The sequence below is a fragment of the Caenimonas soli genome (assembly GCF_013155545.1).
In the GTDB taxonomy this organism is placed as follows: Bacteria; Pseudomonadota; Gammaproteobacteria; order Burkholderiales; family Burkholderiaceae_C; genus Ramlibacter; species Ramlibacter soli.
On sequence record NZ_JABJVV010000005.1, the window covers coordinates 165700 to 186775 of the forward strand.

Here is a 21076-nt window from a genome sequence, read left to right on the forward strand (position 1 = left end):
AGTTTAAGGGCGCGGCGATATCACCCCGGCCAGCTCCAGTTGCATCAGGATCATGTTGACCAGCGTGGGCACCGAAGGCCGGCCGGTTTCGATGATGAAGTGAGATGTTTCGCGGTAGAGCGGATCGCGCTCTTCGTAGAGGCTGCGCAAGCGGCCCAGCGGATCGGCAACTTGCAGCAAAGGCCGATTGCCGTCGTGGCGGACGCGCCGGAACACCTCTTCCGGCGTGGACCTCAGGTAGATCACTTGGCCCGACCCGCGCAGGCGTTCGCGGTTGGCAGACCTGAGCACGGCGCCGCCGCCTGTGGCCAGAACTCCCGCGAGGCCTTCCGTGAGATCGTGGATAACCGATTGCTCGATGTCGCGAAAGGCGGCTTCGCCTTCGCGTTCGAAGAAATCGCGAATCGAGCAGCCGATCCGCTGCTCGATCACGTGGTCGGAATCGGTGAATGAAAGGCTCAACCGCCGGGCGAGTTGACGCCCGACGGTTGATTTGCCCGAGCCGGGCAGGCCGACGAGAACTATCCCCGGTTGCCGCTCAGCTGTTGAAGTGGTTAGCTCGGACTGTTGCAACTGCTCGCACCGTACGGCGGAGTCAGGAAGGAACCATTGGCCTGGTCACCCTCGACGAAGAAGGTGATGTAGCTCTTGGTATCCGTACCTTCGGACCCAGCCACATTAGTCGTTACCCTAACAGTGTAGGACAGCCACGTGGCGACGTTCTGCGGGTACTCGACCTGGATGGTCATCCGCCCGTTCGAGCCAGTAGCGTTCGAACCCAGGAAAGACAGGATCACGTCGGCCTTGCGAGGCTCCAGCTTGCCGTTTCCATTGATGTCCTCGCCGGTATCCAGCGACGCGTTGCGGTTCGTGTCCTCGTTCGGACACCATACCCGGCCGGTGGTCGCGGTCGGCACGGTCGTGGTACTGAGGCCGGTAGTGGAGCTATTCGGCGGATTGTTTCCAGTCACCTGGTAGGTAGAGGTAGTGGTAGCCGCGCTGTCTACGAAATGGAATTCGCCCTTGCCGTAGTGCGTGATGTCGACGCTGGCGGAAACAATGGCATTGGGGACTGCATTGCCCGCCGAATCGGCAACCGCGACGTCGAACTTCTTGATATAGGTCAAGTCGTTGTTGCCTTTGGTCAAAAGGTTGTTGTCGCCCAAGGTGATCGAAAGGGGTTGGCTGGCGACGGTCAAGGTTTGCGTGACGGCGTTGGGGCACGCACTTGCAGCGATCGAGGCATCGTCCAAGCCATAGCATGCCCGGATAACGACGCCATTGGTGGGGCTCGAGCGTGTTCCAGCGATGTAGTCCGCAATCGCTTCGCCATTGACGTCGCTGTAGACCGTGGCGGTGCCGGTGGAAATTTGCTCGCCGCTACCCAAGGCAGGGGCAACGATTTCGAAGCGAACCCGGACATTCTGGATCGCCACATTCCCGGCATTGAGGAACTTGGCCTTCAGGCCGGCGCGATTCGTGGTGGAGCCGCTGGTGTTCGGGGAAATCGTGTTCGGGACAATCGCCAGGCTTTGCGAACTGATCGGACCCGCCGCGACCGGTATGGCGCCGCCGCCACCACTCACGACCTGTACTGCGCGAGTCGCGGTGACGCCAAGCGCGGCCGCGTTGACGGAATAGGTCCCGTCCGTTGCCGGAGCAGCGCCAAGAATCGCGGATGCGTTGCCGTTGATGTCGGTCGTGACGCTTTGAGTAAAGCCAAGACTACCCGACAGTTGGACAGCCACATTCGGCACTCCAGCGCCGGTGGAGTCGGTGACCTTGATAGCCGTGGTGACGCTGGCACCGGGAGCAGGCGTCGCGGGCACCGCGGTCACGGAGATCGCGCTTCCGGTCACCGGGATAACAGCGGTCGCCGTTTTTCCGGCTATGGTGATGGTGGCCGTAATGTTGCGGTTGGCCTTGTTGGCACCGATGGAAATATTGCCGGAAGCTTGTCCGGACGCGTTTGTCGTCGAAGAAACCGGTGTGTAGATGCCGGTATCCACTGAAACCGTCAAGGCTGCGCCGGGGACGGGGTTGTTGTTGGCATCCAGGGCCGTGACGGTCAACAGGGCCTTGTCGCTGCCGCCGTTGTTCAGGGCCGACTTGTCCAGCTGGTAGATGAAGCTGGACAGGGTGACCGTTGTGGTCGTCGTGACTGTCGTGGTCGTGCCAGTAGTGCCGGTCGTGGCCGTCGTGCCCGTCGTGCCCGTCGTGCCCGCACTGCCGCCTCCCCCACCGCACGCAGCCAGCATGGCGAGCAGCACAAGGCTCACCAGAGTTTTCAGAAAATTCACGTACATGAGTTTTTCCCCGTCCAATTCTTCTTGAGTTTGTTTGTGATTAACGTGCGGCTGCCCGGTCCGCGATCATTTTTGGCGTGATGAACACCAGCATTTCCTGCTTGTTGGAACTGCGCGTCTTGGACTTGAACAGGTTGCCGACTGCGGGCAAGTCGCCCAGCAACGGAACCTTGGCTTCGTTCTCCGATTCGGTCAGTTCGAAAATACCGCCGATCACGACCGTTCCGCCGTTTTCCACGAGCACCTGCGTCTTGATGTGCTTGGTGTTGATCGCGATGCCGGCAGCCGTCGTTTCACCACGGCTGTCCTTGTTGATATCCAGGTCCAGGATGATGTTGCCTTCCGGCGTGATTTGCGGCGTCACTTCGAGTTTCAGCGTCGCCCGGCGGAACGCCACCGAAGTGGCGCCGCTCGACGTGGCCTGCTGATACGGGAACTCGGTGCCCTGTTCGATCATGGCCTTGGTCTGATCGGCGGTGACGATCCGAGGGCTGGAAACCAGCTTGCCCTTGCCGTCCGCTTCCAGCGCTGAAAGCTCCAGATTCAGGAAGCGGTTCGCTGCCGCGCTGAACAGCGAGATGGCGAAACTGGAGGGGCTGAAACCGCCCTGCCCGGCCGCGGGAAGATTGACGAAAGTCGTGTTGACGGTATCGAGCTGCGTCGAGCTTTCGCCGGTCGTCCCGCTCACGGCATTGTAGGTGCCGCCCAAAGCGAGCCGGTGATTTCCCGAGATGGAATAACCCGGATCGCCGCCACGCAGGCCCCTGAGGTCGCTACCACCCAGGCGCACGCCCAGCGATTTGCCGAAGGTGTCCGAAGCTTCCACGATGCGCGCCTCGATCAGGACCTGACGCACCGCGATGTCCAGCTTGCCGATCAACTGTTGAACCTGTTCCAGGCGCGAGGTGATGTCGGTAACGAAGAGCTGGTTGGTGCGCGGCTCTGCAATCACGCTCCCGCGTGTGCTCAGGATGCGTGCTGCTCCGGTGCCCGACGTCAACTGCACAGCGATGTCAGCTGCCTTGGTGTAGTTCAACTGGAAAGATTGCGTGCGAACCGGCTCCAGGCTTTGGATGGCAACGCGGGATTCCAGATCAAGTTTCTCTTTGGATGCAATCTCGTCTTTGGGAGCAATCCAGATGACGTTGCCCGTCTTGCGCATGCCCAGGCCCTTGGCCTGCAGCACGATGTCGAGCGCCTGATCCCACGGCACATCCTTCAGGCGGAGCGTGACTGCGCCAGTCACCGAGTCGGAAGTCACGATGTTGAAGTTGGTGAAGTCCGCGATCACCTGCAACAGCGACCGCACTTCGATGTTCTGGAAGTTCAGTGAGAGCTTCTCGCCAGCATAGCCGGTACCTTGCGTGAGCTTGGAAGGATCGACCTTGAGCTGCCGCACCTCCACGACGAACTGGTTGTCGCTCTGGTAGGCGCTGTGTTCCCACGCACCCTTGGGCTCGATCACCATGCGCACGCGGTCACCCGCCTGGAAGGTAGTGACGGACTGGACCGGCGTGCCGAAATCCGACACGTCGAGCCGCCTGCGCAGGCCCTCGGGCAGGGAGGACTTGAGGAATTCGACCACCAGGCTCTGGCCTTGCTGGCGGATATCGACACCGACCTGGTTATTCGGCAAAGCCACGATGACCCGGCCCGAGCTGTCGGTGCCGCGCCGGAAATCCAGATCCTTGATGGGCTGGGTTTCGGCGTTTCGGCTCTCCGCGAACACGGGTTGCGCTGTCGTTGCCGGGCCGGCCGCCGCCGTTGGCTCGAGCACCACGAGCAGAGATTTCCCCTGCAACTGCGCCTTGTATCCCGCAGCAGACTTGAGGTTCAGAACCAGGCGCGTGCGATCGCCGGATTGCACGACATTGACCGAGCGCAGATTACCCTGGTTGATGTCCACCGTGGAGCGGCCCATGCCGTTGGTCGCACCCGGAATGTCGAGTGCGATGCGCGCGGGCGCCTGCACTGTGAATCCCGCAGGAACGGCCGCGAGCGGCTGCGAAAACTCGATCCGCACCACCTCCACTCCGCTCTGCATCGAGCTGCTGACACCTTCAACGGCTGTCTGCGCCCCGGCAGCGAAAGAGAAGCCGGCTGCGAGAAAGACACCCGCAAGCGCACACGCCCTCCGCCAATTTGTCCAGTTCTTGTTCATTTCGACCTCTCTTGCAATTGCAATTTGGCTGTGCGTTCGATCCATTCACCTGCCGCGTCCTGCACGATCTCGCGCAAGACCACTTCCGTTTCGCCCACCGTGACGATCTTTCCGAAGTTCTGTCCCAGATAGTTGCCCGGGCGCACTTGGTACAGGAGGTTGTCCACGCGCACCAGGGCTACGGGCTTCCCTTCCTTGGCCAGGCTTCCCACCATGGCCATGCTGTCCAGCGGGAAGCCCTCGAGGGGTTCCTTGCGGCGCGCCAGTTCGGGCGCCACGAGGGCGGCATTAGACGCCGACTGCGCCGACTCGCGCTTGAGGGCTTGCGTCAGCTTCAGGTTGCTGAAGGGGTCCGTGGACGCCTCTTGCGTGTACGCCTGGGGCGCAAATTTCTTGGGCTCGGGAATCGGCTGGACCTGGGGCTTGGTCTGCGCTTTCTGCGCGCTCATCCACTCCTGCAGCTCATCCTGCCCGGACGAGCCGCAAGCGCTGAGCAAAACCACCATGGAAACTGCCGTGGCTGCGGTTATGCGTGTCATTTTTTCGGGGCTCCCGGCGCGACCGCCTTGCGCTGGGCCGCGACTTCGTCGCCGTCCAGGTAGCGGAATGTCTTGGCGGTGGCTTCCATCGCCAGGAGGCCATCCTTGCCCGGTGTGATGTTGAGATTGTTGAGGGTCACGATGCGCGACAGGTTGGCGATGTCGGACGTGAATGACCCGACGTCATGGAAGCGGCCGGTCACACGAAGCGCAATCGGCAGCTCAGCGTAATATTCCTTGACCCCCACTGTGCCGGGACGGAACAACTCGAAGCTCAGGCTGCGACCCAGCCCCGCCTGGTTGATGTCCGACAGGAGTGCGTCCATTTCAGCCTTGCTGGGCAGCTGTTTCTCCAGCTGGGTCACGTATTGCTGGACCTGCTCGCGCTGCTTCTTGAGCGCGTCCAGGTTGACGGCCTGGGCCAGCTTTTTCTTGTAGTCCTCGCGCAGGGCGATTTCTTTTTTCTGCTCGGCTTCCAGCGCATCGTTCGAGCCGGTCAGCCACACAAACCACAGGGCGACGACGATGGCCGCCATGAGGGCGAGGCACAGCGCCAGCCGCGGCACGAGCGGCCACGACGAGGGATCGTGGGGATTGAGCCCTCGGAACTGGCTCAACAGGGCCTGCTGGGCGCCTGCGAAATTGAACTTGGGGGTCTGCTTGGTGGCCATGGTCAGGTCTTGGCTGGTGCGGAAGCGCCTGCGGTCGGGGCCGAAGCGCCGTGGGCGGCACTCGCGGCCTTCTGGGCCTCGCTCGCGCGCAACAGCCTGACCCGCATGTTGAAGTTGGCCACGCGGCGTTGGTCGCGGGGGCTAAGGGTCACGTTACCGGCGGTGATCTCGACCAGTTCCGGCTTCGTGAGCCAGGGGCTGTTGCTGCCCAGATTGCGCAGCAGCTCCGAAACCCGCTCGTTCGATTGCGCCGTGCCCTGGATGGTCACGACCTGGTTTTCCTGCCTGAGGCTGCTCACGTAAACGCCATCCGGCAGCTGCTTGACCAGTTCGTTCAACAGGTGGACGGGCATGTTGCGATCGGCCTGGAGGTCTTCCACCGCCTGCTGGCGTGCCCGCAACGCGGCGATTTCGGCCTGCAGGTTGGCGATGTCCTTGATCTGGCCTTCGAGGAGCTTGATCTCGGTCTGCAGCACCATGTTCTTGCTCTGCTGGCCGGAAATCTGGGCTGCATACCAGAGATAGATGGCGCCGGCGACAACGACGCCCGCCACGGCGGAGGCACCGAGCGCCGCATAAAAAGCTTCGCGCCTGCGCTTGCGGGCCGCTTCGCGGTGCGGAAGTAGGTTGATAAGGATCACTGCAGGAACCTCCGCATGGCCAGGCCGCACGAGGTGAGATACGAGGGTGCCTCCCTGCGCATCTTTTTCTCGCGCACTCCGTCGCCTACTTGCATTCCCTCGAACGGGTTGGCCAGGTTGCAGGGGAAGGAGGTCTGCATCGTGACGGCGTCGGTCAGCCCCGGCAATGCCGCCGAGCCGCCGGCCAGCATCACGTAGTCGACCCGGTTGTGCGGGGTGCTGGTAAAGAAGAACTGGAGGGCCCGGGCCACTTCCTGGGCCATGCTGTCCACGAACGGCTTGAGTACGCCGGACTGGTAGTCCTCGGGCAGATCGCCGCTGCGCTTCTTGGTTTCGGCCTCTTCCGGCGAAAAACCATACTGCCGCACGATGAGCTGGGTTAGCTGGGCGCCGCCGAAGGCCTGGTCGCGATCGTAGAGCACCTCATCATTGCGGATGACCTGCATGCTGGTGGTGAAAGCGCCCACCTCGAACAACGCGACCATGGTGTCCACGCCCTGGTTGGGCAAGGCCTGGATGAGGCGCCCCGCCGCCACCCGCGACGAGTACGACTCGACATCGATGATGATGGGCTTCAGGCCGGCAGCTTCGGCCAGGCCCTGGCGGTCCTGCACCTTTTCGCGGCGCGACGCGGCGATCAGCACTTCCACGTCGCCGGTTGAGTTGGGGCTGGGCCCGACCACGCAGAAATCGAGGCTGACCTCGTCCAGCGAAAAGGGGATGTATTGGTTGGCTTCGGCTTCGACCTGAACCTCGAGCTCCTGTTCGGACAGGCCCCCTGGCAGGATGATCTTCTTGGTAATGACGGCCGAGGGCGGCAGCGCCATCGCCACATTCCGGGTGCGGGTGCCGCTTTTCTTGACCACGCGGCGCATGGCCTCGGCCACCTCGTCGAACTTTTCGACGTTGCCGTCGGTGATCCAGCCGCGCTCCAGGGGCTCGATGGCGCAGCGCTCCAGCACCAGGTTGCCGTCTTTGTCACGGCCCAGCTCAACCAGCTTGACGCTGGATGAGCTGATATCCAAGCCCAGCAGTGGGGCTGGCTGGCGACTAAACAATGAGCCCAAATCGATCAATTCCGTCCTCCTGAAACGCCGTATTTCAAAGCGTAACAAACTTAAGATTTCACTTCAATGCTAGCAGTAACATCCTTGTCACGCAAAGAGATTTTCCGATTTGGCCCCTACCAACCGTTGCCAAAAACCGACGACGGAACCTGCCATACTGGTTACCCCGGGGGTGTCCTGAAGGGCACTAACCGAAGAGTTCTCGATCTGTACATCTATGCCTTCTGAACCCAACTCCGGCGAGTCCGCCAAGTCATCCGTACGTCCGAGCCGCAAAGGCCCGCGCGGCTGGCAGGGCGCTTTGCTGCGCGTCGTCCTGTGGGGCGCCGGTGTTGCGCTGGCGGGCCTGGCCTCCGTCGTCATCATCGTGGGCGTCGCCCTCGCGGTGGCCTATCCCAACCTGCCCGACATCTCGGACCTGTCCGATTACCGGCCGAAGTTGCCCCTGCGGGTCTTTTCCGCCGAAGGCGTGCTCATCGGTGAATTCGGCGAGGAGCGGCGCAACCTGACGCCCATAGCCGAGATCCCCAAGGTGATGAAGGACGCCGTGCTGGCCATCGAGGACTCGCGCTTCTATTCACATGGGGGGGTGGACTACCGGGGACTGCTGCGCGCGGCCCTGGCCAACCTCGGCCGTGTGAAAAGCCAGGGCGCCTCGACCATCACCATGCAGGTCGCCCGCAACGTCTACCTGTCCTCCGAAAAGACCTTCACCCGCAAGCTCTACGAGGTACTGCTCACCTTCAAGCTCGAGCACCTGTTGACCAAGGACCAGATCCTCGAGATCTACATGAACCAGATTTTCCTGGGCAACCGGGCGTATGGGTTCGCGGCAGCAGCGGACGCTTACTTCGGCAAACCCATGAAGGAGCTCACCATCGCCGAGGCAGCCATGTTGGCCGGCTTGCCGAAGGCGCCTTCGGCGTTCAACCCGATCGTCAACCCCAACCGCGCGCGGGCACGGCAGCTCTACATCATCGAGCGGATGCAGGAGAACGGCTTCATCACGGCCGCGGACGCCGAAGCCGCCAAGAAGCAGGAACTGAAAATCCGCACGGGCGTCGACAACACGCGCGTTCATGCCGAATACATCGCCGAAACAGTGCGCCAGCTCGTCTATGCCCAGTACGGCGACGAGGCCTACACCCGCGGCTTGAACGTGTACACCACGGTCAAGGCAGCGCAGCAGGAAACCGCCTATAAGGCGCTGCGCAAGGGCATCATGGACTACGAGCGCAGGCAGATCTACCGCGGCCCCGAGGAGTTCGTCGATCTGCCCGCGAACGCCAAGGACGCTGAGGACGCCATCGACGACGCCTTGGCCGAGCATCCCGACAACGGGGACGTGATGTCCGCGGTCGTGCTCGAAGCCAGTCCCAAGAAGATCGTCGCCGTGCGCCTGAACAGCGAGCGCTTCGAAATCACCGGCGAGGGCCTGCGGCCCGCCCAGTCGGGCCTCTCCGACAAGGCGCCGCCCAAGATCAAGATTCGCCGCGGCGCGGTGATCCGCGTGGCCAAGACGCCCAAGAACACCTGGGAAATCACCCAGCTGCCCGAGGTCGAGGGGGCCTTCGTTGCGCTCGATCCGCGCGATGGGGCCATCCAGGCGCTGGTGGGCGGCTTCGATTTCAACAAGAACAAGTTCAACCACGTCACGCAGGCCTGGCGGCAGCCGGGCTCGTCGTTCAAGCCCTTCATCTACTCGGCAGCGCTGGAAAAGGGTTTCACCCCCACCACGGTGGTGAACGATGCGCCCTTGTTCTTCGACGCCGGTGTCACCGGCGGCCAGCCTTGGGAGCCCAAGAACTACGACGGCAAGTTCGAAGGCCCAATGCCGTTGCACACGGCCCTGGCCAAGTCCAAGAACATGGTGTCCATCCGCGTGCTGCAGGCAGTCGGCACGCAGAACGCCCAAGACTGGATCACCCGCTTCGGCTTCGATGCCGAAAAGCACCCGCCCTACCTCACCATGGCACTGGGGGCCGGCGCAGTGACGCCGATGCAGATGGCCACCGCCTATTCGGTGTTCGCCAACGGCGGCTATCGCATCAATCCCTGGCTGATCACGAAGATCACCGACCAGAGGGGCAAAGCCATCGTCGAGAGCCAGCCGCCGCTGCCCAACGAATCCGTGCGGGCCGTCGATGCGCGCAACGCCTTCATCATGAGCCGCCTGCTGCAGGAAATCACCCGCGCCGGCACGGCCGCCCGGGCCCAGCGCGATCTGAAGCGCGTGGATCTGTACGGCAAGACGGGCACGACCAACGATTCGATCGACACCTGGTTTGCGGGCTACCAGCCCACCCTCACGGCCGTCGTATGGATGGGTTACGACAATCCGCGCTCCCTGGGCGACCGCGAAACCGGCGGCGGCTTGAGCCTGCCGGTGTGGATCAGCTTCATGGAAGCTGCTCTCAAGGGCGTGCCGGTGATGGAACCGTCCGCGCCCGAGGGTGTGCTCAATGTCGGCGGCGAGTGGTACTACGAAGAGTATGCGCGTGGCGGCGGGGTCGCCAATGTCGGCGGCGGAACGACCGAGCCCCCTCGTCCGTCCGACGACAAGAGCCTCTTGAACTCGGATGGCCTGCCGCCCAGCCGGCCACCTGCGCCGCCGTCCGAGGACCGCAAGAGCATCCTGGACCTGTTCAGGAATTAGGCGGCGGCCGAGAACTCCAGGGGCAGGCCCGCCTGCTCGCCCGCGTAGCGCGTGAGGTTGGCGAAAAACTCGCCGTTGCCCTTGGTGTCCATCCAACGCGCCCCGTCGAACTTGTAGTGGAAGCCGCCGGCCTTCGCCGCCATCCATATCTCGTGCAAGGGCTTTTGCAGGTTCACGACGATCTGGCTGCCACCGCTGAAGGTGAGAGTGACCATCCCGCCGACCCGCTGGTTGTCGATGTCCGCATCGGTTTCGTCGTTGATGCGGTCGCAACAAGCTTCGATGCGGCCCAGCAGGGCTTCGGCTCTATCCATGAATTCGGGGTCGGTCATTACAATTTCACCATGTTGAATGTTTTCCAAATTCTAGTCAGCGCTCGCTTTGCGCGATTTGCCCTGGCCCTCTGCGCGACCGGGGCATTGGCCGGCTGCGGGCAAAGAGGCCCGCTGTTCCTGCCCACCGGGGAAGCGGCCGCGGGCCGAGCCACCTTGCCCCAGACCTTGAACCCGGCCGCGCCCGCCTCGGCGCCCACCACTTCGGGCACCGCCACGCCCGCTCCCAGACCATGACCACGACCCCACTGCCGGGACATCCCCATTTCGCGCTGCGCGACGGCGAGCTGTTCGCAGAACATGTCCGGCTGCAAGACCTGGCGCGCGATCATGGCACGCCACTGTTCGTTTATTCAAAAGGCGCAATGCTGGCGGCCCTGGCCGCCTACCAGCGCGGCTTCGCGGGGCGCAAGGCGCAAATCTGCTATGCGATGAAGGCGAACTCTTCGCTCGGCGTTCTGCAGGTCTTCGCGCAGGCCGGTTGCGGCTTCGACATCGTTTCGGGCGGCGAACTCGAGCGTGCCCTCGCCGCCGGCGCCAAGGGCGGGGACATCATCTTTTCCGGCGTGGGCAAGACCCGCGCCGAAATGCGGCGTGCGCTCGAGATCGGCATCGGCTGCTTCAACGTGGAGAGCGAGGCCGAGCTCGAAGTGCTCAGCGAAGTCGCCGTGGCCGCAGGGCAGGTAGCGCCGGTGAGCATCCGGGTCAATCCCGACGTGGACCCCAAGACCCATCCCTACATCTCGACCGGCCTCAAAGGCAACAAGTTCGGCGTCGCTCATGAGCGCACGGTCCACGCTTACCAGCGGGCGGCTTCCTTGCCAGGGCTGAAGGTGGTGGGCATCGACTGCCATATCGGCTCGCAAATCACCGAGGATGAGCCCTATCTCGACGCCATGGATCGCGTCCTGGACCTGGTGCAGGCGGTGGAAGCCGCCGGCATCGCGCTGCACCACATCGACTTCGGCGGCGGCCTGGGCATCAACTACAACGGCGACCAGCCGCCGGCGGCCGACGCGCTGTGGGCCAAGCTTTTCGCCAAGCTCGATGCGCGCGGTTTCGGCGACCGGCAATTCATGATCGAACCGGGCCGCTCGCTCATAGGCAATGCGGGCGTGTGCCTGACCGAAGTGCTGTACCTCAAACCCGGCGAACAGAAGAATTTCTGCGTCGTCGATGCCGCCATGAACGACCTGCCCCGGCCGGCCATGTACCAGGCCTATCACGGCATCGTTCCGCTGTCGCGCGGCGGCGATCAGCCGCAAACCTACGATGTGGTGGGACCGGTCTGCGAGAGCGGCGACTGGATCGGGCGCGATCGCGCCTTGGCGGTCAAGGCGGGCGATCTGCTGGCAGTGCTTTCCGCCGGCGCTTATTGCATGAGCATGGCCAGCAACTACAACACGCGCGGGCGGGCCGCTGAAGTCCTGGTGGACGGGGCCCGCACCTACCTCATCCGCGAACGGGAAACCGCGGCCGACCAGATGCGCCTGGAGCGGCCCGCTTTCTAGTCCACTGAAGCAGGCGCCAGCCGAGCAGCGCGCCCAGGATGGCGGCATAGACCGCCACCTCGGCAAAGTCGTTCTTGCCGGCGCGCATCCAGAAGAAGTGCAGGATGCCCAGGCCGGCGATCACGTAGACAAGCTTGTGCAGGGCCTGCCAGCGTTTTGCGCCCAGGGCCTTGACCGCGCGGTTGAACGAAGTCGCGGCCAGCGGCGTCAGCAGCAGGAAGCCGGTAAAGCCCACCAGAATGAACGGGCGCTTGGCGATGTCCTTGGCGATCTCCGGCACATCGAAACCCATGTCGAACCAGCTGTAGCTCAACAGGTGCATCACAACGTAGAAGTAGACGAACAGTCCGAACATCCGGCGAAAGCGGGCCAGCGCCGGCGTGCCGGTGATCACGCGCAGCGGTGTCACCGCCAGCGTGATGCACAGGAAGCGCAGCGTCCAGTCGCCGAACGAGCGGATCAGGTACTCCGCCGGGTTGGCACCCAGGTTATCGGTGATCACGCCATACAGCAGCCACGCGAACGGCAGCAGAGCGATCATGAACACCAGCGGCTTGGCCGCCGGGTGAAGCAGCGCCTTGGCGGGCGACATCAGAAGTTCTTCTTCAGGTCCATGCCGGCGTACAACTGGCCGACCTGGGCTTCATAGCCGTTGAACATCAGAGTCTTGCGCTTCTTGGCGAAGAGGCCATCCTCGCCGATGCGCCGCTCGGTGGCCTGGCTCCAACGCGGATGATCGACGTCGGGATTCACGTTGGAATAGAAGCCGTACTCGTTGGCCGCGGCCTTGTTCCAGGCGGTCTTGGGCTCGCGGTCGGTGAAGCGGATCCGCACCAGGCTCTTGCCGCTCTTGAAACCATACTTCCATGGCACCACCAGCCGCACGGGCGCTCCGTTCTGGTTGGGCAGCACCTCGCCATACATGCCGAAGGAAAGCAGCGTGAGCGGGTGCATGGCTTCGTCCATGCGCAGGCCTTCCACATAGGGCCAGTCGAGAACGCGCGAGCCGACGAAAGGCATGGTCTTCGGGTCGGCCTGGGTGATGAACTCGACGAACTTGGCGTTGCCCAGCGGCTCGACTTTTTCGATCAGCTTGGACAAGGAATAACCGACCCACGGGATCACCATCGACCAGCCCTCGACGCAGCGCAGGCGGTAAATGCGCTCTTCCTGGGCACTGAGCTTGAGCAGGTCTTCCAGCTGGTATTTGGCCGGTTTCTTCACCAAGCCGTCGATTTCGACCGTCCAGGGCGTTGTCTTGAGCGTGTGGGCGTTCCTGGCGGGATCGGCTTTGTCGGTGCCGAACTCGTAGAAATTGTTGTAGGTGGTTGCGTCCTTGTACGGCGTCAACTTTTCCATGGTCACGGCGCCAGCGGCATTCGATTTGGCAGCGGCCAGCGCCGCCAGCTTGCCGGGCCGCTGCGCCTGGGCCAGGGCCTCGCGCGAAGCCCAGGAGGCCAGTGCCGCGCCTGCAAGGCCGCTCGCCATGAGTTTGAGCATGTCGCGCCGGCCTTGGTAGGCCGATTGCGGCGTGATCTCGCTGCCGATGGGGTGGATGAAACCGTCGCGGTGGGTCTTGATCAGCATGGGGCTTTCCTAGTCATGGCCGTTGGTCTGAATACGCCGGCCATTCTTACAAGGATTCAGCCCGCGATCACAACGTTCCGTAGCTATGCAGCCCCGACAGGAACATGTTGACGCCCAGGAAGGCGAAAGTCGTCACGGCCAGGCCGGCCAGTGCCCACCAGGCCGATACGGTCCCCCGCAGGCCCTTCATCAGGCGCATGTGCAGCCAGGCGGCGTAATTCAGCCAGACGATCAGTGCCCAGGTCTCCTTGGGGTCCCAGCTCCAGTAGCCGCCCCAGGCTTCGGCAGCCCACAGGGCCCCCAGCACGGTGGCAATGGTGAAGAACGCAAAACCCACGGCGATGGACTTGTACATCACGTCGTCCAGGATCTCGAACGAAGGCAGTCTGGCAGCAATCCGCTGCCGGCCCAGCAGGATGCCCACGGCGATCAGGGCCGAGATCAATGCGTAGCCCACCCAGTAGCTGCCGCCCGCTTCCGCTATGCCGCGCTGGCGAAAGGCGATGGGTACGAAGCACAGTGCCATGCCCAGCAGCCAGAGCGGGGTCAGTTTGTACCAACGCGTCTCGCCGGCCTGTTGCTTGATCAGGTAGGCGAAGGCGACCATGGCCGACAGCGCGAAGGTGCCGTAGCCGATGAAATTGGCCGGCACGTGCAGCTTCATCCACCAGCTCTTGAGCGCAGGGACCAGCGGCTGGATCTCGTGGGCTTCGCGAACCACCGTGTACCAAAGCAGGAAGCCCACGGCCGCACTGACCACCAGCATCACGAATGCGCCCAGCGAGCGCGTTTCGTACTGGTCTTCGAAGTACAGGTAGAACGCGGTGGTGAGCCAGCAGAACAGCACGAACACTTCGTACAGGTTGCTGACCGGGATATGGCCCACGTCAGCACCGATGAGGTAGCTTTCGTACCAGCGCACCATGGTGCCGATCAAGGCCATGCCCACCGCGACCCAGGCCAGGCGCGAGCCGATGCGCTCCATCGCCGTGCCCTGCCGGGGCGAAAACATGCCGATCCAGTAGAACACCGTGCTCATGAAAAAGAGCACGCTCATCCACAGGATGGCCGACTGGCTGGAGAGAAAATACTTGAGCCAGAACACGCTCTCGGCGCGCCCGAGGCTGCCTTCGTAAAGCGCGATGCCCAGCAAGGAAGATGCGGCAACAGCGAGCATCAGCACGCGCAGTGGCCGCCAGAACCAGCCGATCCATATGGCGGCCGGAACCGCGCCAATGAGGATGCCCTTCTCGTACACGTCCATGTAGCTGGCGTAGCGCGCGAACGCATAGGCGCCGCCGGCAGCCACGACCAGGGCGAAGAGCCAGTCGAACCAGTTGCGGCGCGAGAAAAAACCCTCGTGAAGGTCTAGCGTGGTGGTGGCCGTGTTCATGCTTGTATCCTCAAAAGCCGCTCCTTGAGCAGCGCGAATTCGCGGTCGGCTTCCATGGTCTTGCGGTTGCTGGACAGCGCCATCGTCGCCTCGGCGCCGGCGTCATTGCCGCTCAGCCAGCACCAGACCCGGCGCTCGCGCACGTACAGCATGGCAAAAACACCCAGGATCAGCAAGGCACAGCCCAGGTAGACAATGCTGCGGCCGGGGCTTCGTGTCACCTGGAACACGCTCGCCTGCACCTGCGTAAAGTCCTTGAGCTGGAAGGCCACCGGCGCGGGATAGATGTGCACATCGCTGAGTGCGAGCACCGCCTGGCTCATGAACGCCTGTGTCTTCTCGCTGGGCGCGAGAGGCTTCTGGCCGGCCCGCTCGCGGGTGATCTGGGCCAGCTCGAACAGGGCGCCATTGAGGATGCGCACCAGCACCTCGCTGGCGCGCTCGCGCTCGGCCTGCGGCACGTTGGCCTCTATGAAATCCGACAGCGCCTGCAGCCCGCCAACGGCCTTGCCGCCCTGCGCCGTGGAATCGGTTCCGGCAAAGAGCGCCAGGGCGCGCCCGGCCGAGGCCGACAGCTGCGCCGCCAGCTCGGGCCGCGCTGTATCGGTCGCCTTGGCGGCGTAGCGGCGCACGGCGAGCTCGCGCAGCGCGGTGTCGGCAAGAGCGGCGCGCATCCGCAGGAAACCGTCCAGGCCGCCCTGGTCGTCGGCCGGTACGCGCAGATAGCGGAACTGCTCGGCCGGCGTGTCGCGCAGCCCCATGAGGAACACCGGCGCGCCATCGCCCATGTCCACCGGCAGCATGTAGTTGTGGAACTCGCGCGCCTGCCCGGCGGCATCGCGCAGCTTGTAGGTGATGCTGGGGCCGACGTTGCGCAGTTCTTTCTTGGTCGCCGTCTTGTTGGCCGCGCCCATGCGCGCTTCCAGGGAGTCGCGCAGGTCCACCTTGCGCACATCCGTCCCCGCCTTGTCGTTGCCCGCGAAATTCTCGACGTTGATGACGCGCAGGCCGGTGTATTCCAGCGTCATCTTTTCGGCGCCGTCGCCCTGCCCTTTGGTGAGCTGGGACGACCCGCCGATGACGCCTTCGATCTCGAAGGGCTTGGCATTGCCGTGCATCGGCACGGCCGACAGGCGCACGCTGGAGCCGCCGTCGTCGAAACTGGATTGGTAGATCTCGATGCCGCGGTGCCGCGCCGGGTGATTCACTTCCACACGCGCCGGAATCTTTTCCCCGGTGTCCCGGTCGTGGATCACGATCTCGCTGGCAAACAATTTCGGCATGCCGGTGGAGTAGTGCTCGACAATGAACTTCTTCAGCTCGATCGAGAACGGCAGCTCCTGCAGCAGGATGCCGTCCGACTGATTCAGTATCGCCGTGCCCGACTGCGTACCCTCGGCCACGAGGATATTGCCGCGGAAGGTCGGATTGGTGGCCGGCAGCCGGTGCTGCGGCTTCACGTCGGCGATCATGCCGCCACCGGTATAGGGCGTCTTGCCGCCCAGCCACATCTGGCCCCGCACGATCAGGTCGCCATCGAGCAGGCCCCCGATGCAGACCAGCACGATGGCGCTGTGCGCGGCCAGGTAGCCCAGCTTGTTGGCGCCGCCGGCCTTGGCGGCAACCATCCAGCCGTTGTCGCGCTTTTGCAGCCTCACCTTCCAGCCACCACCGGCCAGGGTCTTGCCGATTCGCTGCGCCGCGGCCTCGGGTGTCTCGCCCAGCGTCGCGTGGGCCCGGTGGTGGAAGGCCTTCAGGCTCTGCTCGCGCAAGTTCTCCTTGTAGGCCTTCAGGTCGGCAATGATCTTGGGTGTGTTGCGGGCGATGCACAACGAGGTGCTCGCGACAAGGAATGCCAGGATCAGCAGGAACCACCAGGCGCTGTAGACGGCGTTGAGCTTCACCGCCATGAACAGCTGGGCCCAGAACGGCCCGAACTGATTGACGTAGTTGACCGCCGGCTCGTGCTGCTTGAGCACCGTGCCGATCACCGATGCGATGCAGATGACCGTCAGCAGCGAAATGGAGAACCGCATCGACGACAGCAATTCCACCGTCGATCGCATGGTGTGCGATTCGGTGCGCAGGCGAAGGCCCTGGGTGGAGACTGACATCGAGAAAAAAGCAGTGTTGGGGTAGAACAAAAAAAGGCGGGCCCTCCACGGAGGTGCCCGCCTTTTTTAGGGTTGTTTTGCGGCGGTTAGTTCAACGGTCCGCCCTGCGGATCAGCGCAGGCCGGCGATGTAATCGGACACGGCCCGGATTTCCCGGTCGTTCAGGCGGGCCGCGATCTGCGTCATCTGGAGGCTGTTCTTGCGGGCACCGTCGCGAAAGCCAATCAACTGTGCCGTGGTGTAGTCGGCATGCTGGCCGGACAGGCGCGGGTACTGCGAGGGCACACCGGCGCCGTTGGGGCTGTGGCAGCCGGCACAGGCGGCCACCTGGCGATCGGCGATGCCGCCGCGGTAGATGCGCTCGCCCAGTGCGACCAATTCCTTGTCCTTGGCGAAGCCGGACTTGGCTTTTTGCGAGCCGGCCCAGTAAGCGATGTTCTTCATGTCGGCGTCCGACAATTGCGCGGCAAAGGCCTGCATAACCGGGCTGGGGCGCTTGCCGTTCTTGAATTCCTGCAGCTGCTTGACCAGGTATTCCGGGTGCTGCTGGGCCAGCTTGGGATTGGCCGGGGTGCCGGAGTTGCCGTCCGCGCCGTGGCAGGCGGCACACACGGCCGCGAACTTGGCGCTCCCCTGGTTGAGGTCGGGCTTGGCAGCGACAGGCGCGGCGGCCGGAGCAGGCGCGGGCGCGGCCTTCTCGTCGGCGAAGGACAACGCGGGAACTGCCAGAACGGCAGCCATCAGCAAGGTGGCAAGCGGCTTCATATCGGGGGAATCGGTTCGTGTTCGTTGGCGCAAAACCTCGTGATTCTACAATGCCGCACTCGGGGTTTCCCCGCAAACCCAAAGGCACCCCATGAGCTCCGCCCCGGCCCAACCCGCCGGAACCAAGACCGCCGCCGCCCTGGCCATGGGCTGGATGCACACCGCCCGCTTCCTGACCACAGCGCCCACACTCGAGTTTCTGCCGGCCCTGGCCGTGCCGGAGATCGCCTTCGTGGGGCGCTCCAACGCGGGCAAATCCACCTGCATCAACACCCTGACCCAGCAGAAGCGGCTGGCCTTCGCATCCAAGACCCCGGGACGAACCCAGAGCATCAACCTGTTCGCCCTGGGCAAGCAGGGCATCACCGACTCCATCCTGGCCGATCTGCCCGGGTACGGCTACGCGGCCGTGCCCAAGCAGGACAAGCTGCGCTGGCAGCAGGTCATGGCGAACTATCTGGTTACCCGGGAAAACCTGCAGGCGGTGGTGTTGCTGTGCGATCCGCGCCATGGACTGACCGAACTCGACGACATCCTGCTGGAGGTGATCAGGCCCCGCGTCGAGGAGGGCCTGAAGTTCCTGCTGCTGCTGACCAAGGCGGACAAGCTCAACCGCAGCGAGCAGGCCAAGGCCTTGTCCATTGCGCGACTGCAAGCCGGCGGCGGCGAGGTGAAACTCTTCTCGGCCCTGAAGAAGCAGGGCGTGGAAGAAACCGCCGTGCTGCTTTCGCAGTGGGCGCACCCGGAGCCGCCCCATGATCGAGAAATTCCAGCAAACCCTGTCCCATGACATCACGCTGAGCTGCCGCGCCGCCGGCGCGCGCGGCCGGCCCGTGCTGATGTTCCTGCACGGCTTTCCCGAGGCGGCTTTTGTCTGGGATGACCTGCTGGAACATTTCGCCCGGCCGGAGAACGGCGGTTACCGGTGCGTGGCGCCCAATCTGCGCGGCTACGAAAAATCGAGCCAGCCGGCCGACGTCAAAGCCTACCGGGCCAAATTGCTGGTGCAGGACATCGCGGCGCTGATCCAGATCGAGGGCGCGCCCCTCGAGTGCCTGGTGGCGCATGACTGGGGCGGCGCGGTGGCGTGGAACCTGGCCAACCAACTGCCGGAACTGACGAAAAAGCTGGCCATCATCAACTCGCCCCATCCCGGCACCTTCCTGCGCGAGCTCAAGTCCAACCCGAAACAGCAGGCCGCCAGCGCCTACATGAATTTCCTCATTCGCCCGGACGCGGAACAGCTGCTGCGCGCGGACGACTATCGCCGGCTCTGGCAGTTCTTCACCAACTGGGGCGGCGCGCCCTGGCTCACCGAAGACGTGAAGCAGCAATACCGCGAGGTCTGGGATGCCAGCCTGACCGCCGGCTGCAACTACTATCGCGCCTCACCCGTGCGGCCGCCGAGTGCGCAGGACCCAGGGGCAGCGGGGATCGACCTGCCGCGCGACATGCTCACCGTGGACCTGCCCACGCTGGTGCTGTGGGCGATGGACGATGCCGCCCTGCCGCCCGAACTGATCGACGGCCTCGACGAGTACGTCTCTCAGCTCACGCTGGAGAAGATCGAGGGGGCCACCCACTGGATCATCCATGAGCAGCCGGCATTGGTCGCGCAGCGGCTCGGACAGTTCCTCAGTAAACCGGGGGCAACCCGGCCGGCCGCGTCTTGAAGCGCTTGTGCACCCAGTAGTACTGGTCGGGCATGGTGTCGATGTAGCCTTCCAGTCGTTCGTTCATCAGCGCGGTGTCCGCAGTCACATCGTCTGACGGGAAGTTTTTCCAGGCCGCCAGCACCTGCACGTCGTAGCCCTCGCGCGTCATGCGCGTCACCACCGGAACCACCTTGGCCCTTCCCAACCGGGCAAAGCGGGACAGCGACGGCACGGTGGCTGCGGGAATACCGTAGAAGGGCACGAAGATGGATTCCTCGGGGCCGAAATTCATGTCGGGCAGCAGGTAGAGCGGCGCGCCGCTGCGCAGCGAACTGACGATGGCCTTGACGCCGTCGGCGCGGCCGAACGGCCGGCCCGAGCGGAAGCGCTGGCGCCCTAACAGCATCCAGGCGTCCAGCACCTTGTTCGATTGGCCGGTATAGATGCCGGTGAAATCGCGCTGCAGCTGTTGCGTGAGCGCCGTCCAGCCGGCGTCCATGCCGATGAAGTGAGGTGCGAACAGCACGGTGGGCTGCGAGCCGTCCAGCTCCTCCACCGCCCCGGTCAACTTGAGCCTCCTGCGCGTGACCTCGGGCTTTCCGTGCCACAGCCAGCTGCGATCCAGCCAGGCCTGCGCGAAGCGCACGAAGATTTTCGGCACCAGCCGCGCGCGCTCCTGCGGCGTCAACTGCGGGAAGCACAGGGCAAGGTTCACCCGCACCACATGTCGGCGCGGCAGTACCACCAGGTACAGGAACCAGCCCAGGAGCCAGCCCAGCGCGCGCACCCAGGCCAGGGGAAGATGCGCCAGCAGGCGCATGAAGAGAATGCCCAGTTTGCTCATTGAGTCCCGTCCGCGCGGCGCGGCTGCTTGTAGCGGGCATAGCCCCAGAGGTACTGCTGCGGACATTCCCGGATCAGGTCCTCCATTTGTGCGTTCACCTGGGCCGCAGCGGCTTCGGGCTCCTCGGCCACGACACCGGGCCATGGCCGGAAGTGCAGGCGGTAACCGCGGCCCCAGGGCAGGCGCTCACCCCAGGCCAACAGGATGGCGGCGCCGGTCTGGCGGGCCAGGCGCGTGGAGAGCGTCATGGTATAGGCCTCGCGCCCGAAGAACGGCGCCCAGACACCCAGGCCTTCGGGCGGCACCTGGTCCGGCAGCAGGCCCACGGCCTCGCCCTTTTTGAGGGCTTTGAGCATCTGGCGCACGCCCGCCAGCGTCGTGGGGGCTGTAGCCAGGTTCGCCCGGCCACGCGCGCTGTCGACGAGGCCCCGCAACCAGGGCTTGCGCGCCGGCCGGTACAGCACCGTCACAGCGCCGAACCGCGCGGCATAGCCTTGCGCCGCCACCTCGAAGCAGCCCAGATGTGGCGTCAGAAAGACGATGCCCCGGCCCTGTGCCTGCGCGGCCTCTATGAACTCCGATCCGTCCCACTCGATCGCAGCCGGCCGGCCGAACCAGAGCCGGGGCAGCTCGGCCAGCAGCTTGCCTGTCTCACCCACGGCAGAGCGGACCTGCGCCAGCTTGTAACCTGCCTGCCGGGCGTTCTCCAGAAAGCGCCGGCGGTAAGTGCCGGAGGCCAGGAAGGTCACCCATCCCAAAGCTGCGCCCACGGCATGCAGGATCGGCAGCGGCAATAGCGCTAGCAGGCGGAACAGGGTTATCACAAGCGTTTAG

At 64.1% G+C, this 21076-nt stretch carries 20 protein-coding genes; 5 read left to right on the plus strand and 15 right to left on the minus strand.

What is annotated here, in order from left to right; genetic code table 11:
- Positions 1-3 precede the first annotated feature (3 nt).
- Genes HNE04_RS09505 through HNE04_RS09535 form a run of 7 tightly spaced genes read right to left on the minus strand, consistent with a single transcriptional unit; the run spans position 4 to position 7394 of the window.
- Positions 4-525, minus strand: a complete 522-nt coding sequence (locus HNE04_RS09505) for a shikimate kinase (protein ID WP_172218474.1) — start codon at positions 523-525, stop codon at positions 4-6.
- A gap of 29 nt (positions 526-554) precedes the next feature.
- On the minus strand, positions 555-2306 hold the full coding sequence (locus tag HNE04_RS09510) for an Ig-like domain-containing protein (RefSeq protein WP_172218298.1): 1752 nt from the start codon (positions 2304-2306) through the stop codon (positions 555-557).
- Positions 2307-2346: 40 nt separating this feature from the next.
- A complete protein-coding gene (pilQ, locus tag HNE04_RS09515; RefSeq protein WP_172218299.1) occupies positions 2347-4467 on the minus strand; it encodes a type IV pilus secretin PilQ in 2121 nt (706 codons plus the stop codon).
- Positions 4464-5006, minus strand: a complete 543-nt coding sequence (locus HNE04_RS09520; protein WP_172218300.1) for a pilus assembly protein PilP — start codon at positions 5004-5006, stop codon at positions 4464-4466. Before HNE04_RS09520 ends, pilQ begins: the two co-directional genes overlap by 4 nt.
- Complete coding sequence (locus HNE04_RS09525) at positions 5003-5677, minus strand: type IV pilus inner membrane component PilO (RefSeq protein WP_172218301.1); 675 nt, start codon at positions 5675-5677, stop codon at positions 5003-5005. The genes HNE04_RS09520 and HNE04_RS09525 overlap by 4 nt, the downstream gene beginning before the upstream one ends.
- A 2-nt stretch (positions 5678-5679) precedes the next feature.
- A complete protein-coding gene (locus tag HNE04_RS09530; protein WP_172218302.1) occupies positions 5680-6318 on the minus strand; it encodes a PilN domain-containing protein in 639 nt (212 codons plus the stop codon).
- Complete coding sequence (locus HNE04_RS09535; RefSeq protein WP_172218303.1) at positions 6315-7394, minus strand: pilus assembly protein PilM; 1080 nt, start codon at positions 7392-7394, stop codon at positions 6315-6317. The genes HNE04_RS09530 and HNE04_RS09535 overlap by 4 nt, the downstream gene beginning before the upstream one ends.
- Positions 7395-7602: 208 nt before the next feature.
- Between HNE04_RS09535 and HNE04_RS09540 the strand changes: the two genes are divergently transcribed.
- Positions 7603-10041, plus strand: coding sequence for a penicillin-binding protein 1A (locus HNE04_RS09540; RefSeq protein ID WP_172218304.1), 2439 nt, complete (start codon positions 7603-7605; stop codon positions 10039-10041).
- Here HNE04_RS09540 and cyaY read toward each other — a convergent pair.
- A complete protein-coding gene (gene cyaY / locus HNE04_RS09545; RefSeq protein WP_172218305.1) occupies positions 10038-10373 on the minus strand; it encodes an iron donor protein CyaY in 336 nt (111 codons plus the stop codon). The genes HNE04_RS09540 and cyaY overlap by 4 nt on opposite strands.
- Before the next feature lie 12 nt (positions 10374-10385).
- Between cyaY and lptM the strand changes: the two genes are divergently transcribed.
- Positions 10386-10610 carry an LPS translocon maturation chaperone LptM gene (gene lptM, locus HNE04_RS28010; RefSeq protein WP_235964896.1) on the plus strand — a complete coding sequence of 75 codons (225 nt, stop codon included), beginning with the start codon at positions 10386-10388 and terminating at the stop codon, positions 10608-10610.
- Positions 10607-11884 carry a diaminopimelate decarboxylase gene (gene lysA / locus HNE04_RS09550; protein WP_172218306.1) on the plus strand — a complete coding sequence of 426 codons (1278 nt, stop codon included), beginning with the start codon at positions 10607-10609 and terminating at the stop codon, positions 11882-11884. Before lptM ends, lysA begins: the two co-directional genes overlap by 4 nt.
- Here lysA and HNE04_RS09555 read toward each other — a convergent pair.
- The 5 genes from HNE04_RS09555 to HNE04_RS09575 all read right to left on the minus strand — a co-directional run bounded on the left by HNE04_RS09555 (position 11826) and on the right by HNE04_RS09575 (position 17743).
- A complete protein-coding gene (locus HNE04_RS09555) occupies positions 11826-12476 on the minus strand; it encodes a protein-methionine-sulfoxide reductase heme-binding subunit MsrQ (protein WP_172218307.1) in 651 nt (216 codons plus the stop codon). The two genes, lysA and HNE04_RS09555, sit on opposite strands and share 59 nt — an antisense overlap.
- On the minus strand, positions 12476-13471 hold the full coding sequence (gene msrP / locus HNE04_RS09560; RefSeq protein WP_172218308.1) for a protein-methionine-sulfoxide reductase catalytic subunit MsrP: 996 nt from the start codon (positions 13469-13471) through the stop codon (positions 12476-12478). The genes HNE04_RS09555 and msrP overlap by 1 nt, the downstream gene beginning before the upstream one ends.
- 67 nt (positions 13472-13538) lie before the next feature.
- Complete coding sequence (gene ccsB / locus HNE04_RS09565; protein ID WP_172218309.1) at positions 13539-14864, minus strand: c-type cytochrome biogenesis protein CcsB; 1326 nt, start codon at positions 14862-14864, stop codon at positions 13539-13541.
- The gene (locus HNE04_RS09570) at positions 14861-16978 is read right to left on the minus strand and encodes a cytochrome c biogenesis protein ResB (RefSeq protein ID WP_172218310.1); all 2118 of its coding nucleotides are present in this window, start codon (positions 16976-16978) and stop codon (positions 14861-14863) included. The genes ccsB and HNE04_RS09570 overlap by 4 nt, the downstream gene beginning before the upstream one ends.
- Positions 16979-17089: 111 nt before the next feature.
- A complete protein-coding gene (locus HNE04_RS09575) occupies positions 17090-17743 on the minus strand; it encodes a c-type cytochrome (RefSeq protein ID WP_172218311.1) in 654 nt (217 codons plus the stop codon).
- Positions 17744-17834: 91 nt separating this feature from the next.
- Between HNE04_RS09575 and yihA the strand changes: the two genes are divergently transcribed.
- The gene (gene yihA, locus HNE04_RS09580; protein ID WP_235964897.1) at positions 17835-18533 is read left to right on the plus strand and encodes a ribosome biogenesis GTP-binding protein YihA/YsxC; all 699 of its coding nucleotides are present in this window, start codon (positions 17835-17837) and stop codon (positions 18531-18533) included.
- Complete coding sequence (locus tag HNE04_RS09585; protein WP_172218312.1) at positions 18499-19416, plus strand: alpha/beta fold hydrolase; 918 nt, start codon at positions 18499-18501, stop codon at positions 19414-19416. The genes yihA and HNE04_RS09585 overlap by 35 nt, the downstream gene beginning before the upstream one ends.
- On the opposite strand, the gene HNE04_RS09590 is transcribed toward HNE04_RS09585, so the two are convergent.
- Entirely contained in the window at positions 19379-20242 is an 864-nt protein-coding gene (locus tag HNE04_RS09590; protein ID WP_235964900.1) for an LpxL/LpxP family acyltransferase, read from the minus strand. The two genes, HNE04_RS09585 and HNE04_RS09590, sit on opposite strands and share 38 nt — an antisense overlap.
- On the minus strand, positions 20239-21066 hold the full coding sequence (locus HNE04_RS09595; protein ID WP_172218313.1) for a lysophospholipid acyltransferase family protein: 828 nt from the start codon (positions 21064-21066) through the stop codon (positions 20239-20241). The genes HNE04_RS09590 and HNE04_RS09595 overlap by 4 nt, the downstream gene beginning before the upstream one ends.
- Positions 21067-21076 lie beyond the last annotated feature (10 nt).

Bases quoted from the DNA above. Each gene is read 5' to 3' on its own strand.
- lptM (WP_235964896.1), top strand. From the start codon at position 10,386: ATGTTGAATGTTTTCCAAATTCTAGTCAGCGCTCGCTTTGCGCGATTT.
- HNE04_RS09570 (WP_172218310.1), bottom strand. From the start codon at position 16,978: ATGTCAGTCTCCACCCAGGGCCTTCGCCTGCGCACCGAATCGCACACC.
- yihA (WP_235964897.1), top strand. From the start codon at position 17,835: ATGAGCTCCGCCCCGGCCCAACCCGCCGGAACCAAGACCGCCGCCGCC.
- HNE04_RS09585 (WP_172218312.1), top strand. From the start codon at position 18,499: ATGATCGAGAAATTCCAGCAAACCCTGTCCCATGACATCACGCTGAGC.
- HNE04_RS09540 (WP_172218304.1), top strand. From the start codon at position 7,603: ATGCCTTCTGAACCCAACTCCGGCGAGTCCGCCAAGTCATCCGTACGT.
- pilQ (WP_172218299.1), bottom strand. From the start codon at position 4,467: ATGAACAAGAACTGGACAAATTGGCGGAGGGCGTGTGCGCTTGCGGGT.
- HNE04_RS09590 (WP_235964900.1), bottom strand. From the start codon at position 20,242: ATGAGCAAACTGGGCATTCTCTTCATGCGCCTGCTGGCGCATCTTCCC.
- HNE04_RS09520 (WP_172218300.1), bottom strand. From the start codon at position 5,006: ATGACACGCATAACCGCAGCCACGGCAGTTTCCATGGTGGTTTTGCTC.
- lysA (WP_172218306.1), top strand. From the start codon at position 10,607: ATGACCACGACCCCACTGCCGGGACATCCCCATTTCGCGCTGCGCGAC.
- HNE04_RS09555 (WP_172218307.1), bottom strand. From the start codon at position 12,476: ATGTCGCCCGCCAAGGCGCTGCTTCACCCGGCGGCCAAGCCGCTGGTG.
- cyaY (WP_172218305.1), bottom strand. From the start codon at position 10,373: ATGACCGACCCCGAATTCATGGATAGAGCCGAAGCCCTGCTGGGCCGC.
- HNE04_RS09525 (WP_172218301.1), bottom strand. From the start codon at position 5,677: ATGGCCACCAAGCAGACCCCCAAGTTCAATTTCGCAGGCGCCCAGCAG.
- HNE04_RS09575 (WP_172218311.1), bottom strand. From the start codon at position 17,743: ATGAAGCCGCTTGCCACCTTGCTGATGGCTGCCGTTCTGGCAGTTCCC.
- ccsB (WP_172218309.1), bottom strand. From the start codon at position 14,864: ATGAACACGGCCACCACCACGCTAGACCTTCACGAGGGTTTTTTCTCG.
- msrP (WP_172218308.1), bottom strand. From the start codon at position 13,471: ATGCTGATCAAGACCCACCGCGACGGTTTCATCCACCCCATCGGCAGC.
- HNE04_RS09510 (WP_172218298.1), bottom strand. From the start codon at position 2,306: ATGTACGTGAATTTTCTGAAAACTCTGGTGAGCCTTGTGCTGCTCGCC.